We start from the raw sequence: 16,632 nt of genomic DNA on the forward strand, positions 1-16,632 counted from the left end.
TCCTTCTTTCTTTAAAATTAATGGGAACTGATACTATAAACACAGATGCTTGTAACCTTGAAATGGTTGTAATCAGGATTGAAAAAGGGAAACTTTTACATTCTTTTCAAAATATTTACAACTTGGCGACAAGGGGCACTCCATGCATTTCGGGTTTCTGGCAAGGCAAATGTAGCGGCCGTGCAGAATGAGCCAGTGATGCGCTTTATGAACGAGATCTTTTGGAATATATTTCAAGAGTTCTTTTTCCACAGCCAGCGGCGTGGTGGCCGTAAGAGGAACCAGCCCAATGCGCCGTGAAACACGAAAAACATGCGTGTCAACAGCCATAGCAGGTTGGTTGAAAATAACAGATGCAATCACATTTGCTGTCTTCCTACCCACACCGGGCAACTTCTGCAAGTCTTCTATTGAAGCCGGGACTTCTGAATTGAACTGCTCAACGAGCATTCTTCCCATTCCCACCAAATGTTTGGCCTTATTATTCGGATACGAAATGGAGCGGATGTAAGTAAAAACTTCCTCCACATTCGATGCCGCCAAAGCCTGTGGATCGGGAAACCGCTCAAAGAGCGCGGGGGTAACCATGTTCACGCGCTTATCCGTACATTGCGCAGACAGGGCCACGGCAACGATTAACTCGTAAGGACTTCCATAATGCAGCTCGGTCTCAGGTTCTGGGAAGTTATTGGTAAAATAATTGAGGAAGAACTTGAATCGGTCTTTTCTAAGCATACGAAAATCCTGCCTGTAAATTAATACAGCCGGTTACAAATGGAATAAAAAAAGACCCACCTCTTAAAAAGAAAGAGCGGTGGGTCTTTTAGGTGAAAATTGTTGAGAATATTTGAAGACTTTCGCCACCGTCAGGTCCGAAGGGGTCCGAACGATCTTGTTCATCTGGCTCTGAATGTCGAGTGAGTCCAGATAAAAGCTCATCAAATCATTGTCAAGCGCCAGGGCCTCAACAATCAGGTCGTTTTCAGTCTCTGTTGTTTCGGCATATAAATACCTTACAACATCATCGTAGGTAAAAGTTTTTGTCATACTGTGGGGCACGTTGGTTGAATTGCTTACGCAAGTTTATCAACGCGTAACGCATCCTGCCCAATGCCGTATTAATACTCACTCCTGTTGCATCGGCAATTTCCTGAAAGCTCATGTCCTCATAGTGGCGCATGATCAAGACTTGCTTCTGAACATCAGGTAACCGCTGGATCATCTCCCGCAGTTGCTCATGTGTTTCCTGACGAATCTGGATTGACTCAACGGAATCCTCCGAAAAATCCAGCGTATTGAAAACACTGCTTCCATCTTCAAATACTACATTGGGGTAGCGTTTATCGCGTCTGAAATAATCAATGGCGAGGTTGTGTGCGATACGTATAATCCATGGCAGGAACTTGCCTTCATCATTATATCTACCACCTTTTATTGTGTCAACGGCCTTGATAAATGTATCCTGTAATAAATCCTCGGCTACATACTGGTCCTTGACAATCAGATAAATAGTGGTGTATATTCTTGATTTGTGGCGCTGAACAAGCTTTTCGAATGCTTTCTCATTACCGCGGATATACAATGTTACCAACTCACTGTCGCTAACTTGGACTTTCTCCATTTTTACTATTCGATTTAGTTAACGTAGAGCGGTTCGTCGATATTGTTTCTCCTTTCTGTTTAGTGAAATATTGAACTGTCTTTTCTGTATTTTGAATTATACATATCAAAGAAATGGATTTGAAAAATAATTTGCAAATGTTTAGGTTTCTTTTTTTTGTAAAATAAATTTCATTAACAACTGTTAACAACAAACCCCTCTTTTTAAGAATATACGTGTACTGATCGTACGCTGTGTTCCTATTGCAATAAATAATAGAACTTATCAAATGACTTACGTTAACATTACACCGTTTGGATCACTTCTATTTTTTTATTTATGAAATTTCCCGAATAAAAATTAAATTTCACTTTTCTAATAAAATTTGAATTTTTACCAGATATGAAATACCGGCATCTTTTCTTCGATCTGGACCATACACTTTGGGATTTTGACCGAAATTCTTCCGAATCACTGGAAGAAATTTTTCATACACTGACCTTGATTCAGTACGGCGTATCGTCTCTGGACTCTTTTATCCAGTCTTTTTTGAAAATAAATACTGCATTGTGGGATGCGTTCGATCGCGGAACTGTGCACCATACCTATATACGTGAAAACAGGTTCAAGATGGTTTTCGAGGAACTCGGCGCCAACCTGCCTCCCAATCACACAGAAATCGGTGAAGCCTATCTCCGGACATTGCCGGATAAAAAACATCTGCTGGAAGGTGCGCTGGATTTGCTAAACTACGCAAACTCCGCTGGCTACTCCATGCACATTATCACAAACGGTTTTAACGAAATCCAGGCCAGAAAGATCGCAAGCTCTGAAATCGGACACTTTTTTGAGAATATCATCACATTTGATACAGCGAACGCCAAAAAGCCGGATCCCAAAATCTTTGCTTATGCCCTGGAAACTGCGCGGGCGGTGCCGTCCGAGAGTATTATGATCGGGGACAACTGGGTGGCCGACATTATGGGCGCGAAGCAATTTGGAATGGACACGGTCTATTACAATCCCGCAGGACTCAGATTTGACGAGCGCCCGACTTACGATATCCGTCGCCTGGAAGAATTAATGTTGATCCTTTAAACTTCTTCTTCGTAAAAAGTGACGTTCTTCTCGCGTAGAAATTGCTTGATCACGTCCACGTGCACACATTGGCCCACATTCAGAAAGGGATAATTGGAAACCCGTTTCCTCTGGCCTTCCGTCGTCACTTCCCGGTTAACCTGGTCAAATCCCAGATGCAGGTGACGTGTAGAGCTTTGCATGCCGTAAATAATCCCGTTCGGGTCAAAAAGTGGCCCGCCGCTTTGTCCTCTCAGACCTGGCGTGCTCATTTCAATGCCCACAACACCATTACTCTCGCCAATGTGCCGCGTAACGATGCCGTCGATCGGGAAACTGGGCGTGTTAATGCGGCCCGCTTTCAGCCACTCAATGTCGCCGGTGTTTTTGTTGTATTGATAATTGGTAAATTCCGGAAACGGATAGCCCAAGCGGCAAAGATATCTCCCCTGTTTTACAAATCTGGAATCCTTCAAAAAGCGCGCATAACCCTGATATTGCTTGCTTTCATAATCCCGAAACTCAATGATCGCAAGGTCCTGAGTGGGGTGCAGATGAATGGCCAGGCCTTTGTAAGCCGTAACACAATTAATGAAGTTAAAAAGTATCCGGATCGGGTTATCGTTGTTGATCCTGTATTTTGTTTCCAGAAAGGCACGCTGTGTTTCCAGTCCGGGATCTTTCTCAAACTTTCTGAGCTCTCCTTTGAATTTGAGGTAATTCTCATAAATTGAGCTGGCATATAAAATCTGCTGTGCCACGTGGCGACAGGTGATCGCAAAGCCATTTTCATTCACAAAAAACAGTGTAGCAGTGCCCGGCACGATGTCGCTGCCGGTGTAATAACGCAGTATAAAATGAATTGGACGGGTGAACTGATCTACTTTTTCAATAGCTTCAACAAACATAAGGGCGTGCAGGCGAGCGGGTTACTTGGTGATAGGAACCAATGCTTCCGTCTGGTCCCAGCTTAAAATCATGTTTACGCCGCCCGGTATATCTTCGAAGTAAATGTTAAACAATTCCTGAACTGCCGGCCTGATCCTGATGGGCACTTCTACACGCAAAATATCTTTGCCATCATTATATTCCGTGCCCCACTGCCCCGTTTCTGAATTGAGAATGATTTTCCAGGTGCTCTGTCCAGGCACTGAATATAGGGAATAAGTGCCTGCCTTAACCGGCTTACCACCAATGGACAATCCTTCGCCGAGCTCAATTAATGTTGCTTCATTCGCGCCGGTGCGCCAGACTTTTCCATAAGGCAGAAGCGCCTTATCCTGTTCCCTGCCGAAAAGCAGCCTTCCCTTCTTGCCTGGCTTACTGTAAGTGACTTTTACGCTTACACCATTATTCGTCGTTTCCGCAACCGCTTCCGGGCTGAATGATTTGGTATACATTCTCATACCGAAAAATCCGGCTAGAACAACAACGAGCAAAACAGCAGCAATGAGGAGAATTTTTTTCATAGGATCAGGGGCAAACGATTTTATAAAAAGTGTACGTAACAGAAAGTCGCAAATAGTAGTAAGTATCTTTCAAAGACGGATCGCCCTGTTGGAGTTTATCTGTCCCTACCGGATCTCCTCCCAAGTTATCAAGATAATCGGAATATGTTTTTCTGGCGCCGTATTCAATGCCAATGTTCCATGGACGTCTTACCTGATATTTGATCCCAACCCCATAAGGAAGCACAAACGAGCTGGTTTTGTAACCCACACCCTGCGGATTGGGATTGAATTTGGTATACCCGATCCCCCCAAACACATAAGGGCTCCAGTTCACTGCGAAACGGCGTTCCTGAAAATTGAGAAAATTATACTCGGCCACAGCGCTTCCTTCGAAAATGCGGGATGTGAATGAAAATTTGCGCGCTTGCTGAAAAGGGTCCTTGCTATGCTTATCGTCCGCACCGATAACGCCACCCATCAACTCCGCTCTCAGCGACAATGCCTGGGATGGATTATAGCGAAAAAATACGCTTCCGGCTGGTTTGAAAAAACGAAGTCTGACAGAAGGTGAAATGTCTCCCTTATAATTTAATGCGCCTAACCCCGCCCCTATCTCAATTTTTTGAGCATTTACCGCGTTCCCGGCCGCCACAAAAAAATAAATACCTGCCGCCAGATTAAGCAGCAAGTATTTTGCATTTATACATTTTAAAGAAGACTTCAATGGATGCCTTAGTTATTTTAATGGAGGACATTTAATCTGCGATGGCAACATATAATTGATATGGATCATACCAAAAAGATAGTTGTCCGTGTAAGTCGGGCTGTTTCCGCGGTCAGTTCCCGGAGCTCCAAAACCCGTGGTCGGCAATGCTGCCAACGGATCGTTGGTATCGAGCATGTAGTTTACTACAAGAAATTTTTTCAAAGCCTCCGTTCTATCCGCTCCTTTTCTTGCCGCATAACGCTCCGTTGTCCGGTTGCTGAGTGCCAATGCAGTTGGGTTATCGGCAAACAATGCAGGATCAGCATATTTTCCATGTGCATCGTCCAGGTAATCTGTAAATGTTTTCCGGAAACCCAATTCAGCGGAAATATCCAGTTTTGAATTGATTTTGTAACGAACGCCAATCCCCATAGGAATCGCAAACTGAACCAGCGAATAAGGCTTTTCGTATCCTTCATTGCCCTGACCCTCAGTGCCCAGCGGCTGTAATTTAATCCAGTCACCATCCAGAGAATCAAGTGCTTTGGGGTTGTGGGCGGTAAGCGCAATCCCGGCAAACAAATAAGCCCCCAACTGCGGCCTTCTGTCGTAACTTCTGTTGTCAGGCGTTAATTTAAAGATCCCTTGGACAGAGAATTCTTTCAGATCGTTTCTGAAATGCAGGTTTCTTGCGTAAAAAATATTGGTTTCATGCTTCTCGCTGCGGTTCATAATGTAATCGTCGCCGGCAATCCGCGCATAAATAAAGCTTGCCCTGGCGCCCAAACGAGGCGTGAAATGGCGTGTGTAATTGCCTCCAATGCTCCAACGCATCATTTTAAATGTAGAAGCCAGCGGCCTTCTGTAAGGTGCGAAATCTCCAAAATAGCTAGAAGTCCCGAGCCCAAATCCTGCTGTTGAATACGGAACAAAAATGCCCCTGCTCTGCGCCTGGACATCCTGATTCATAAACAAAAGCCCACAAGTCAAGATGAACACCAATGCCCCGGACACTTTCTTTAATTCAGATTTTCTACGCATTTGTGAGATCAATTTTTTGCAAAAATAGAACAGTTGTTGGTTTTATTCAGGGTATATCACCATTTCAACGTATTTCCGAATGATTTATTTGTAAGACTAAAATTTTTTAATGTTGCCGAAAATAAAACTTCCTTATCATTGTAAATGGAAAAACAGCCATTGCAATGATTTCAAGCACTAATCTTCATTTTTCTTACTCCGCCCAAAAGAAATTCAGCTTCCCGGACATTCGCTGCAAGGACAAGGAAACACTACTCATATTAGGGCAGTCGGGCAAGGGAAAAACGACATTGCTGCATTTGCTGGCGCTGCTACTAAAACCGGAGTCAGGGCAAATTTTGATCGCAGAAAAGCCCGTTACGGCGCTTTCGCCGGAAGAAGTGGCGAAGGTCAGAGCGAAAAATATCGGGATCATTTATCAGAAACCTCATTTTGTAAGCGCACTTTCAGTTTTGGATAACATATTGCTTTCCAACTATCTGGCAGATCAAAAGGAAAATACGCAGAAAGCCCGGATGCTGGCCGAAAAGCTGGGTTTTGCAGAACATTTGACGAAGAAAACCAATCAGCTAAGCCAGGGTGAGCAGCAGCGGGTAAGCATTGCGCGCGCGCTCATGAACGAGCCGAATGTTATCCTCGCCGACGAACCAACGTCCAGCCTGGACGACAACAATACCCAAAAAGTAATCACATTATTAAAGGAACAATCGGCCTCGATCGGCGCGAGCCTGGTTGTGGTCACGCACGACCAGCGGTTGAAAGATGAATTTCCAAACCAGGTCCACCTTTCATAATGCCATTATCCTAATCCTGAACAGATGAATATTGTCAAAATAAGTCTGGCCAATCTTAAAGAGAAAAAGCTCAACAGTTTTTTAAGCGCGCTTTTGCTCACGCTGGGAATTGGCATGATATCGCTGCTTTTACTGCTTAATAAGCAACTCGACGAGCAATTCCGCAGGAATATACGCGGCATTGATATGGTTGTGGGTGCCAAAGGAAGCCCATTGCAACTGATCCTTTCCAGCATTTACCAGATCGACGCGCCTACTGGTAACGTGCCGCTGGCCGAAGTGGATGCATTGCGTAAAAATCCGTTTGTCAAAACTGTGATCCCGCTCTCGATGGGCGACAGTTACCAGGGATTCCGTATCGTGGGCACGACGCCTAAATATATCGAGCATTTTCAGGCAAAACTGGCGGAGGGGAAAATTTATAATGCATCGATGGAAGTCGCGATTGGCAGCAAAGTGGCCGCAATGTCACAACTAAAAATTGGCGATACATTTGCAAGTGCGCATGGGCTGGATTCAGAAGGTGAAGCGCATAACGAGAAGAAATACAAGGTTACCGGCATTTTTGAGGCCAATGGCTCCGTTGTAGACCAGCTGATACTGACCCGATTATCCAGTGTCTGGGACGTTCACGCGCATGAGGAAGGCGAAGGCAAACATGAGGAACACGACGATCATGAGCAAGCCGAAGAAGGCAGGCAGGTGACCAGCGCGCTGATTCAATTCAGGAATCCAATGGGCTTAATGACCATTCCGCGGCAGATCAACGAAAATACATCCATGCAGGCCGCATTGCCCAGCATTGAAATTAACCGGCTCTTCTCATTGCTCGGCGTGGGCATTGAAACGCTACGCGCATTGGCACTTATCATTATCAGCATTGCCGGGATCAGCGTTTTTATTTCCCTCTATAATTCACTCAAAGAACGAAAATACGAGATGGCGCTCATGCTTTCCATGGGCGCAACCCGGACGAGGCTTTTCCTGATGCTATTGCTGGAAGGCTTAATGCTGGCAGTGATCGGTTATTTTTCAGGGATTATCCTGAGCCGCGTGGGGCTATGGTTATTTTCAAGAGCGGCAGAGCAGGATTTTCATTATTCGTTAAGGAAATTCACCATTCTGCCCGAAGAAATTTACCTGTTTTTTGCAGCCTTGCTGATCGGCTTTCTGGCCTCCGTGCTTCCTTCACTGGGCATTTACCGGCTGAATATCTCGCGGACGTTGGCAGAGGAATGATATTCTATGTAAATTTGTTTGCTTAGTTAAATCCTAACCAAGACAAAATCAGGCGCGATGAAATCTGTCAGAATCATAATATTGCTTTTTTGCTTCACCTCTTTATTTGCATTTACGCCAGCCATTAATCCGGTTAAGGTGACGTGGGAAACGTTGCGGGATGTGACTTTCAAAAAGAAGTGGTATGCCGAAGAATCCATTTATATGCTTCATCCGACTTTCGGGCCGAGTGTTCAGAAGTTGAAAAATCAGCAGGTTACCATTACCGGATACATTCTGCCTGTGGATCTGGATGCTAATTTATATGTCCTCTCGGCATTTCCATTCAGCGCGTGCTTCTTCTGCGGAGGTGCTGGTCCTGAAACGGTTATGACATTGAATTTCAAGAAAAAAGATGGCCGGAAGTTCAAAACGGATGAGCGTCTGACGTTCGTAGGAACATTGAAGTTGAATGCAGACGATATTTATCAGATGAATTACATTCTGGACGGCGCAGAAATCGCGGAATAATCAGATTCCGATCAACCGCCAGACGCCGGAAATGAAGAATAGCACCAGTCCGACCGGCGTCAAAACTTTCCATCCCAAATACATAAGCTGATCCACACGCAGTCGCGGAAGCGTCCAGCGTGCCCACATTTGAATTAAAATCCCAAAAATTGCTTTGCCCAAGAGCCAGAAAATACCGGTAATGTAACCTAGCCAGGTTCCGGGCTCTCCACTGGTCCAGTCAGCGAGTTTTAATGGGCCAATGTTTGGGAAAGGCGTATTCCAGCTTCCCAGGAATAAAATGGCCCCTAACAGGCAAACCAGCAGCATCATTCCATATTCAGAAAGCATAAAAAGTGCCCAGCGCATGCCTGAATATTCAGTGTGAAATCCTGCAACCAGCTCTGATTCACCTTCCGGCAAGTCAAATGGTGCCCGGTTACATTCTGCCAATGAGGCTATAAAAAAGACAATGTATGCCAATAGCAAAAATGGGTTTCTGATAATGTTCCAGGACAAAAATCCACCCACATTTGTCACATCAATGCCCAGATCTTTTATACCAAACAGATACACAGGTTCATTGGAATAAATGCCTTGCTGGAAACTGATGATCTGTAAATCCAATGTCTGCGTGAGCATTACCACGCACAAAATAGAAAGTCCCAGAGGAATTTCGTAGGAAATGATCTGCGCCACAGCACGCATGGCACCAAACAATGCAAATTTATTATTAGAACCCCAGCCGGCCATCAAAAGCCCTATAACGTCCACAGAAACGATCGTAAGCAGAAAAAACACACCAACTGATGCGCCCGACCCTGCCAGATCAGGAGCGAGCGGGACAACAGCAAAACCGGCAAAAACAGATACGAAAATGACAAATGGCGCGATAAGAAAAAGGCGCCTGTCCGCCGCTTTTGGAACGATATCCTCCTTTTGAAGGAGTTTAAGCAAATCGGCAAAAAGTTGAAGCAAACCCCATTTACCCACTTCCATCGGACCCATCCTATCCTGAATGAATGCGGAAACCTTGCGTTCCAAATAGACGCCGATAACCACAAAACCAGGCACAAGAAGCAGAAAAATGATGAGTGTAAACGGTATCAATGGCGTTTTGGGATCTTAGTGACTGCCGCAAAAGTAAACAAAAAACTTACTCCTCTTCGTCTGGCTCGCCGTTATATCCCGATTCCTGCAAAATCTGTGCGGAGTTGTCCATTTCCATCAATTCGGGAAGTGTTACACCCGGATTTTCAGCTCTGAACCGGTTTACAATCCGCCAACCCAGCCAGCGCGCAATAGCGCCAGGAACCTTTGGTCCGATTTCCGTTGTGAATGGTCGTTCTTCAATGAATTTCTTCTTTTTCATCTCCACTGACTCATACAGCAATTTCCCCGCAATAAAATAAGCCCATATCTGCTGCTGGCTCGCATCGGTTCTGCGCAAGTTGTCGGCCGAATATCCGATGATCAGGCTATCGGCAGCATTAGGCATAATTTGTTTCACAAATGCATAACCTTTGCCATAACCGATCATATCTGCCAGCAATGTCTTGTCGGTAGGATCCATTTTGTTGAAACGATTGGATTCGAAGAAGACGATGGAAGGAACGATGTATTCTTTTTGATATCTCCGCAACTGATAGTCAAATACATCCGGGCGATACATGGCATTTGGTCCCCCGAAATAATCCAACCCGATAATGATCAGCGAATCAGAAATGTATAGATCCGTTCCTGTAAAACCAGTCACCAGAAACTGCACTTTGGGTGCTTTGAATGCCGGATAATGATATTTTATTTGTTTGAATGCTGCTGCCAGCGGATCCAGAATGTTCGTTTTACGATCACCGATGAGGCTGTCAAGCTGACTTCGGAATGCCTGGAAATCAGGGTTTTGTAAAATATTAAATAAATGCGATGCCAGCTGTTGCGGATCCATTTGTGAACTGGCAAAATATTCCTTTGACAGATATGGACGTGCGTCGAGAAAATTTTGCACATCTTTAACTGATTTGCAAGCAAAAAGCGCCTGATCCAGATTTTCGGATTCAACATTGACCACAGCCTCGGTCGCATCCGAATCGAGCCGTTTATCTTTATTGCAGGAAACTAAAAAAACAGAAATCAGGGAGCAAAAGAGAGCAATTCTCGAAAACAACATAGCCTAAATATCAAATGACAGATAACGATTCAAAAGTAGAAAAAAAACAAATAAGCATTCTGGGATGCGGCTGGTTAGGTTTTCCACTAGCTCAACGCTTGCTGAGCCAGCATAGTACGTGGGAAATCAATGGCAGCACAACATCAATGCTAAAAATGAATGGCTTCGTCCAAAAAGGGATCTCAGCCTACATGTTGCCAATGAATCCTGACTTCGTGACCAAAGAAGGCCTTGATACTTTTTTCGACGTTGATACGCTTTTGATCTCCTTACCGCCTCGCCTGACCAAAAATGAACCTGGTTTTTATGTCAAACAAATCGAATCGGTCATTGCCGAGATAAATCAATCAAGAATCCGCGACATTATTTTCATCAGTTCAACCGGCATTTATCCCGAGCTGAACCGGATTGTAGTTGAAGACGATGTAAAAACACCCGAAGAATCGGAATCGCCGGAAATGGTTGTGGCTGAAAATCTTTTAATTGCATTACGTCCCGACCGTAATGTCTCGATCCTCAGATTAGGCGGCTTACTCGGCTATAACCGCATTCCGGGAAAATATGTGCAGGGGAAAAAAGATATGACAACCGGCTCTATTCCTGTTAATTACATTCACCGGGACGATGCTGCGGGAATCATTGCTACGATTCTTGAAACGGGCATTAGTAATGAGACTTTTAATGTTGTAGCGCCGGTTCATACCACGCGCCGTGAAGTGTACGAAACGTCTTGCGCACAATTTGGCTGGGAAGCACCCACATTTGCGGAAGCAAATGAGCAACCGGAATTCAAAGTTATTTCAGGCGAAAAGCTTGATAAGCATTATTGTTATGCGTTCAAATTTCCTGATCCTTTGCAGTTCTATTATAGTTTGGAAGATCATGGTGCATAAAAAAATCCGCAAGACAGATCTTGCGGATTTTTTAACTACATCTAATCTATTATCATTGAGCGCCCAGCAATTCGGTAAGCTTGCTTTCCAGTGCTGGCCCGCGTAAGTTCTTCGCAATGATTTTTCCGTCCTTATCGATCAGGAATGTTGCCGGGATTGCATTCACGCCGTAAGTCTGCGCCACGCCCGAATTCCACTTTTTCAATTCTGATCCGTGCAGCCATTTCAATTTATCACGTTCGATGGCCGTTTTCCAGGCTTTTTCGTTATCGTCCAGTGAAACGCCGTAAATATCAAATCCTTTGTCTTTGAATTTGTCATACATCCGCACAACATTCGGATTTTCCATCCGGCAAGGTCCGCACCATGACGCCCAGAAGTCGATCAGGACAAATTTTCCGCGCAATGAGGACAATGCAACCGGCTTACCGTCAGGACTATTTAATGTAAAATCAGGTGCCTGCTGACCCACCGAAACGCCTGCAATTCTTTTTATCTGACCAATAAAACCTTTCGCTAATGTGGGCGTAGGTGTGATTTTTTCGTAATCGTCGCCCAGTTTTTTCAGTATTTCAAGGTCAGTATCAGGACTCAAAAAGTTGTTAGCAGTAAAAAGGGCAACCAAAGTTGTACCCATTTCAGGAAGCAGTTTCTTGATCACGTCCAGCCGCTCCTTGTCCGCGCTGGCATAAGCTTGCTGCACTTCCTGGATTTTCTTAGCGTCCTTTTTCTCCTCGGCCTTTGCATATTCTTCATTCCAGCCCGTAACCTTAGCAGCAAATGTTTGCATCAGCTTGTCAATTTGGGCATAGTATTCCATGTTTTTGGACCCGGTGATCTCAGCCTTTCCACCATTGCCTTTATCATCACGTGATGTCCCATCGGCCAGAATCTTGAACTCTTCTCCGCCTTCCACAAGCAGAATCACTTTCTGACGATCCGAAATGTTCAGGGCAAAAAAACTGCCACGGTCATTCTCAACGCCTTTTATGGAAAATGTGCCGTCTGCTGCCAGCTGCGCAGAATCCAATTTAACGGATGACCCGCCGGCGGTGGTTCGCAGCAACGTTACTTTTTCTCCTTTCGCACCATTCTTCACTTTGCCGTTAACCGTGAAATCCTTAGGTGCAAGTTGCTGTGCCTGAGCTTGAAGGCTAAAAAAAGCAAGACTTACTATAAAAAAACCTTGTTTGACTATTCCTTTCATAACCTTCTAAAATGTGTTTGTTAGGCCTGGGTATCAGAGTTTCGCATTGAGCAACTGGCTTACAAGCTTCGGATCAGCGGTGTTATTTGACTTTTTCATGACTTCTCCCACAAAAAGACCCAGTAACCCCTTTTTTCCTTTTCTATAAGCTGCAACTTTGTCTGGCATTGCGCTAATAACCTCATTTACCAACGTTTCAAGCTCGTTTGTATTGCTGTTTTGAATCCAGTTATTTGACGAAGCGATCTCTTTCGGATCACGCTGAGGCTCAGCCAAAAGCACCGGAAATATTTTTTGCGTGGCCACCGAGTTACTCACAACATCCGACTCGCTCAGATCGATCAATGCTGCCAGGCTTTCGGGGTTGATCGGGAAACGGTCAATGTTGCCTTCATGATCATTCAGATAGGATTTCACAGGCCCCATCAACCAGTTCGAAGCCGCTTTATAAGCATTTGTTTTGGCACAAACTGCTTCAAAATAGGCTGCAATCTCACGCGTATCTGTAAGCACAGCCGCATCATAAGCCGGTATTCCATATTGATGCGTGAATTTCTCGCGCAGCTCGTGCGGCAATGCCGGCATAGCAGCTTTAATGCTTTCAAGCCATTCGTCAGAAACGACAACGGGGCTAAGGTCAGGATCAGGGAAATAGCGATAATCGTTCATCGTTTCCTTTACACGCATGCCGTAAGTCTGTCCGCTTTCTACGTCAAACATTCGAGTTTCCTGCTGGATTGCCTGCTCATTTTCCAGCATAGCAATTTGCCTTTTTTCCTCAAAACTAATGGCCCGCATCATGTTGCGGATCGAGTTCATATTCTTGATCTCAACCTTGGTGCCTAATTTTTCAGCTCCTTTTTTCCGGAGTGAAACATTGACATCGCAGCGCAGCGACCCTTCTTCCATATTCCCATCGCTAATGTGCAGATAGCGAACTAACCGGCGGATTTCTGTCACAAAAGCACCCGTTTCTTCCGCAGAGCGCAGATCAGGCTCAGAAACCATCTCAACCAAAGGCGTCCCGGCGCGGTTGTAATCCAATAATGTTTCGGTAACACTGCCATCATGCACGGATTTTCCAGCATCCTCTTCTAAATGTATATGATGAAAGCGGATCACTTTCTCGTTCATTTTTCCTTCTGCGTTTTTCGTCGTGATTGTCACGCCGCCATTTTCACAGATCGGTTTTTTATCCTGAGAGATCTGGTAACCTTTCGGAAGATCCGGGTAAAAATAATTTTTACGATCAAAAATGGTCCTTTTACTGATTGAGCACCCGCAAGCCAGCCCTAAACGGACTGCATATTCGACTGCCTTTTTATTGATTTTGGGTAATGTCCCGGGAAGTGCAAGCGTAAGCGGACCAATGTTTGTGTTAGGTTCAGCACCAAAAAGGTTTCTGTCCTGCGCAAAAAGTTTGGATTCCGTCAGGAGCTGACAATGTACTTCAAGCCCGATTACAGTTTCATACTGGGCCAAATGTTCATCGGTGATATCAGCTGGTTGCAATGCGTTTTGAGTCATATTTTATTAAAATGCGTTCGCAAAGATACAAATACGGGCCGTCCATAACATGAACGGCCCGTATTTTCTAAAAAAGTCAGCTTACTACTATAATGAGTTGATCCAGTTGGCAATAACCACAATGTCAGCCTTTGGAACGTGCGCCATAGGGGCCATTGGAGGATATCCAGGCCAATGTTCGGGCTTCGGGCTGTGAACCAGTTCTACGATCTGATCTGATGTATATTTCTTTTTGGCAACCTCTGCGTACGCCGGGCCAATTACCTTATCATATGGCTGGTGGCAGGCAAGACACGCGTGCTTGTTAAGCAATGCAGAAACGTCTGCAGGAACAGGCTTGCGTTTTGGTGCCGCACTTGGAGCTGCCGCCGCGTTTGGATTCGTCGCTGCCGCTGCCGCTCCTCCTTCACCTACTGTTGCAGCCGCGTCACCAGAACCAGCTGCTGCCGAATCCCCGGCTGCCGGTGCCGTTCCTTGCGCAGGGGCCGCCGCTGCGGGAGCTGGCGCAGGTTGGTTTTTTCTTTCGTTTTGCAGATCTACAAGCGCTGTTTCTTCCCTTGACTTACTTCCTGATCCATAATAATGATCATATTTATCTCTGTCTTCTTTTGAGGAGCAGCCGATGAGTAAGGAAACCGCCAGAGCAACAAGCGCCAAAGGGGTGCTTTTTTTAAGAGTCATTGTTTTTTATTTAAGAATTTCCGCCAGATTAAGGTTTTGCAAATAAATCGCACACGAAGAAACTAAGTTTGCGCTAGATTTCCTTCAAATTTAAGACAGAAATTGGTAGTGTGCTGATTATAGTTCTAACTTATTTATTTGTCCACCAAGATCTTAATGTAACGGGACATCAATAAATTTTTTGAAAAAATATACTAAATTTGATAGGCACCATTGTGAATAAAACGAAATGTTCTTACTTTTGCAGTCCTATTTGTAAAAACGATGTAAAGCAATGGCTAAGAAAGGTAATAGAGTACAGGTTATATTGGAATGCACAGAACAAAAAGATAGTGGTGTTCCTGGAATGTCACGTTATGTGACTACAAAGAATCGGAAAAATACGCCTGGCCGTATGGAATTGAAAAAATTCAATTCATTCCTGAGACGCTATACAGTCCACAAAGAAATTAAATAAGTTTTTTAACTTTAAAAGATATACAGACATGGCAAAGAAAGTAGTTGCTACCCTGAAAAAAGAAGGCGGAAAAGCATTCGCTAAAGTTATTAAGGCTGTAAAATCTCCAAAAACAGGAGCTTACACCTTCAAAGAAGAAATCGTTCCTTTGGACGGTGTTCAAGGCGCGTTGAAAAACTAGTCTTCGACTGTGCTCAGACTGACACTACTAGTGCTTGTCCTCATGAGCGAAGTCGAATGATGACATTGAGTTTCTAAAAAGTCCCTTTTGGGACTTTTTTTGTTTTATTTTTGAGCACACTTACACGATTCAGATCTTATTACCTTCACATCGATATGAGCTTATTTGGTTTTTTTTCAAAAGAGAAAAAAGAAACATTGGATAAAGGCCTCGAAAAAACCAAAGACAGTTTCTTTGGCAAACTTTCCCGCGCCATCGTTGGTAAAACCACTATTGACGAAGATGTTCTGGACGAACTTGAAGACATTTTGGTGAGCTCGGATGTAGGCGTTGAGACGACCGTAAAGGTTATCAAGCGGATTGAGGAGCGCGTTGCAAGGGACAAATATGCTACAACAGCCGAGCTGGACGGCATACTCCGGGAGGAAATTGCAGCATTGCTGACAGAAAACAAATCAGTCGATTTTAAGGATAGTTTTGAGACAGAACACCTTCCCAAACCTTACGTGATTATGGTTGTAGGTGTGAATGGCGTTGGAAAAACGACTACGATCGGAAAGCTGGCGCACCAGTTTCATCAAAGAGGACATAAGGTTGTACTAGGTGCCGCTGATACATTTCGAGCTGCTGCCGTAGAACAGCTTAAACTTTGGGGAAAGCGCGTCGACGTCCCGGTTATCGACCACGGCATGAACACCGATCCTTCTGCCGTTGCCTATGACGCATTGAAAAAAGGAATGGAAACAGGCGCAGACGTGATCATTATCGACACCGCAGGACGTTTACATACGAAGGTGAACCTCATGAACGAGCTTTCAAAGATCAAGCGCGTCATGCAGAAGATCATTCCGGATTCGCCGCATGAAGTCTTACTCGTTTTGGACGGCAGTACAGGGCAGAACGCTGTAATTCAAGCCCGGGAGTTCACGAAGGTCACAGAAATCACCGCATTAGCCATCACCAAACTGGACGGAACAGCCAAAGGCGGCGTCGTAATCGGCATTTCCGACGAATTCAAAATCCCAGTTAAATACATTGGCGTAGGAGAAAAAATGGACGACCTCCAAGTCTTCGACCGAGCAGAGTTTGTAGATTCTTTGTTTAAGAAGATTGGCTAAAAAA

At 44.7% G+C, this 16,632-nt stretch carries 20 protein-coding genes; 8 read left to right on the forward strand and 12 right to left on the reverse strand.

Annotated features, from left to right (window positions below; translation table 11 throughout):
* Positions 1-72 precede the first annotated feature (72 nt).
* The 3 genes from nth to L0659_RS19830 all read right to left on the reverse strand — a co-directional run bounded on the left by nth (position 73) and on the right by L0659_RS19830 (position 1,621).
* Entirely contained in the window at positions 73-735 is a 663-nt protein-coding gene (gene nth / locus L0659_RS19820) for an endonuclease III (protein ID WP_235128325.1), read from the reverse strand.
* 63 nt (positions 736-798) lie between these two features.
* The gene (locus L0659_RS19825) at positions 799-1,047 is read right to left on the reverse strand and encodes a hypothetical protein (RefSeq protein WP_235128326.1); all 249 of its coding nucleotides are present in this window, start codon (positions 1,045-1,047) and stop codon (positions 799-801) included.
* Positions 1,022-1,621 (reverse strand): RNA polymerase sigma factor, encoded by a 600-nt coding sequence (locus L0659_RS19830; RefSeq protein ID WP_026632052.1) that lies wholly within the window; start codon positions 1,619-1,621, stop codon positions 1,022-1,024. Before L0659_RS19830 ends, L0659_RS19825 begins: the two co-directional genes overlap by 26 nt.
* Positions 1,622-2,002: 381 nt before the next feature.
* Here L0659_RS19830 and L0659_RS19835 point away from each other — a divergent pair, with 381 nt between their 5' ends.
* Positions 2,003-2,698: a YjjG family noncanonical pyrimidine nucleotidase gene (locus tag L0659_RS19835; RefSeq protein ID WP_235128327.1), complete on the forward strand. Its 696-nt coding sequence runs from the start codon at positions 2,003-2,005 to the stop codon at positions 2,696-2,698.
* Here L0659_RS19835 and L0659_RS19840 read toward each other — a convergent pair.
* From L0659_RS19840 to L0659_RS19855, 4 genes are read right to left on the reverse strand one after another with little or no spacing between them, the layout of a single operon-like run.
* Positions 2,695-3,585, reverse strand: coding sequence for a trypsin-like peptidase domain-containing protein (locus tag L0659_RS19840; protein ID WP_235128328.1), 891 nt, complete (start codon positions 3,583-3,585; stop codon positions 2,695-2,697). The genes L0659_RS19835 and L0659_RS19840 overlap by 4 nt on opposite strands.
* A 21-nt stretch (positions 3,586-3,606) precedes the next feature.
* Positions 3,607-4,146 carry a DUF2911 domain-containing protein gene (locus tag L0659_RS19845; RefSeq protein WP_235128329.1) on the reverse strand — a complete coding sequence of 180 codons (540 nt, stop codon included), beginning with the start codon at positions 4,144-4,146 and terminating at the stop codon, positions 3,607-3,609.
* Positions 4,147-4,150: 4 nt separating this feature from the next.
* On the reverse strand, positions 4,151-4,852 hold the full coding sequence (locus L0659_RS19850) for a DUF6089 family protein (protein WP_235128330.1): 702 nt from the start codon (positions 4,850-4,852) through the stop codon (positions 4,151-4,153).
* Between the two features lie 12 nt (positions 4,853-4,864).
* The gene (locus L0659_RS19855; protein ID WP_235128331.1) at positions 4,865-5,875 is read right to left on the reverse strand and encodes a DUF6089 family protein; all 1,011 of its coding nucleotides are present in this window, start codon (positions 5,873-5,875) and stop codon (positions 4,865-4,867) included.
* Positions 5,876-6,039: 164 nt separating this feature from the next.
* On the opposite strand from L0659_RS19855, the gene L0659_RS19860 reads away from it, so the two are divergent.
* Genes L0659_RS19860 through L0659_RS19870 form a run of 3 tightly spaced genes read left to right on the forward strand, consistent with a single transcriptional unit; the run spans position 6,040 to position 8,418 of the window.
* Entirely contained in the window at positions 6,040-6,669 is a 630-nt protein-coding gene (locus L0659_RS19860; RefSeq protein WP_235128332.1) for an ABC transporter ATP-binding protein, read from the forward strand.
* Positions 6,670-6,693: 24 nt separating this feature from the next.
* Complete coding sequence (locus tag L0659_RS19865; RefSeq protein WP_235128333.1) at positions 6,694-7,908, forward strand: FtsX-like permease family protein; 1,215 nt, start codon at positions 6,694-6,696, stop codon at positions 7,906-7,908.
* A 57-nt stretch (positions 7,909-7,965) separates the two neighbouring features.
* Positions 7,966-8,418, forward strand: coding sequence for a DUF3299 domain-containing protein (locus L0659_RS19870; protein WP_235128334.1), 453 nt, complete (start codon positions 7,966-7,968; stop codon positions 8,416-8,418).
* On the opposite strand, the gene L0659_RS19875 is transcribed toward L0659_RS19870, so the two are convergent.
* On the reverse strand, positions 8,419-9,504 hold the full coding sequence (locus L0659_RS19875) for a complex I subunit 1 family protein (protein WP_235128515.1): 1,086 nt from the start codon (positions 9,502-9,504) through the stop codon (positions 8,419-8,421).
* A gap of 49 nt (positions 9,505-9,553) precedes the next feature.
* On the reverse strand, positions 9,554-10,564 hold the full coding sequence (locus L0659_RS19880) for a gliding motility protein (RefSeq protein WP_235128335.1): 1,011 nt from the start codon (positions 10,562-10,564) through the stop codon (positions 9,554-9,556).
* Positions 10,565-10,578: 14 nt separating this feature from the next.
* Here L0659_RS19880 and L0659_RS19885 point away from each other — a divergent pair, with 14 nt between their 5' ends.
* The gene (locus L0659_RS19885; protein ID WP_235128336.1) at positions 10,579-11,457 is read left to right on the forward strand and encodes an NAD-dependent dehydratase; all 879 of its coding nucleotides are present in this window, start codon (positions 10,579-10,581) and stop codon (positions 11,455-11,457) included.
* A 52-nt stretch (positions 11,458-11,509) separates the two neighbouring features.
* Here the strand turns inward: L0659_RS19885 and L0659_RS19890 are convergent, their stop codons facing one another.
* From L0659_RS19890 to L0659_RS19900, 3 genes are all read right to left on the reverse strand, one after another.
* Positions 11,510-12,664: a TlpA disulfide reductase family protein gene (locus L0659_RS19890; RefSeq protein ID WP_235128337.1), complete on the reverse strand. Its 1,155-nt coding sequence runs from the start codon at positions 12,662-12,664 to the stop codon at positions 11,510-11,512.
* 33 nt (positions 12,665-12,697) lie between these two features.
* Positions 12,698-14,191 carry an Asp-tRNA(Asn)/Glu-tRNA(Gln) amidotransferase subunit GatB gene (gene gatB / locus L0659_RS19895; protein WP_235128338.1) on the reverse strand — a complete coding sequence of 498 codons (1,494 nt, stop codon included), beginning with the start codon at positions 14,189-14,191 and terminating at the stop codon, positions 12,698-12,700.
* Between the two features lie 87 nt (positions 14,192-14,278).
* On the reverse strand, positions 14,279-14,872 hold the full coding sequence (locus L0659_RS19900; protein WP_235128339.1) for a hypothetical protein: 594 nt from the start codon (positions 14,870-14,872) through the stop codon (positions 14,279-14,281).
* A gap of 274 nt (positions 14,873-15,146) precedes the next feature.
* Here L0659_RS19900 and rpmG point away from each other — a divergent pair, with 274 nt between their 5' ends.
* From rpmG to ftsY, 3 genes are all read left to right on the forward strand, one after another.
* Positions 15,147-15,329 carry a 50S ribosomal protein L33 gene (gene rpmG / locus L0659_RS19905; RefSeq protein WP_026632037.1) on the forward strand — a complete coding sequence of 61 codons (183 nt, stop codon included), beginning with the start codon at positions 15,147-15,149 and terminating at the stop codon, positions 15,327-15,329.
* A gap of 28 nt (positions 15,330-15,357) precedes the next feature.
* The gene (locus L0659_RS19910; RefSeq protein WP_015813059.1) at positions 15,358-15,510 is read left to right on the forward strand and encodes a DUF4295 domain-containing protein; all 153 of its coding nucleotides are present in this window, start codon (positions 15,358-15,360) and stop codon (positions 15,508-15,510) included.
* A 155-nt stretch (positions 15,511-15,665) separates the two neighbouring features.
* Positions 15,666-16,628 carry a signal recognition particle-docking protein FtsY gene (gene ftsY, locus L0659_RS19915; RefSeq protein ID WP_235128340.1) on the forward strand — a complete coding sequence of 321 codons (963 nt, stop codon included), beginning with the start codon at positions 15,666-15,668 and terminating at the stop codon, positions 16,626-16,628.
* The last annotated feature ends 4 nt before the right edge of the window (positions 16,629-16,632 follow it).

This window comes from Dyadobacter sp. CY347, from assembly GCF_021502655.1.
Lineage (GTDB): Bacteria > Bacteroidota > Bacteroidia > Cytophagales > Spirosomataceae > Dyadobacter.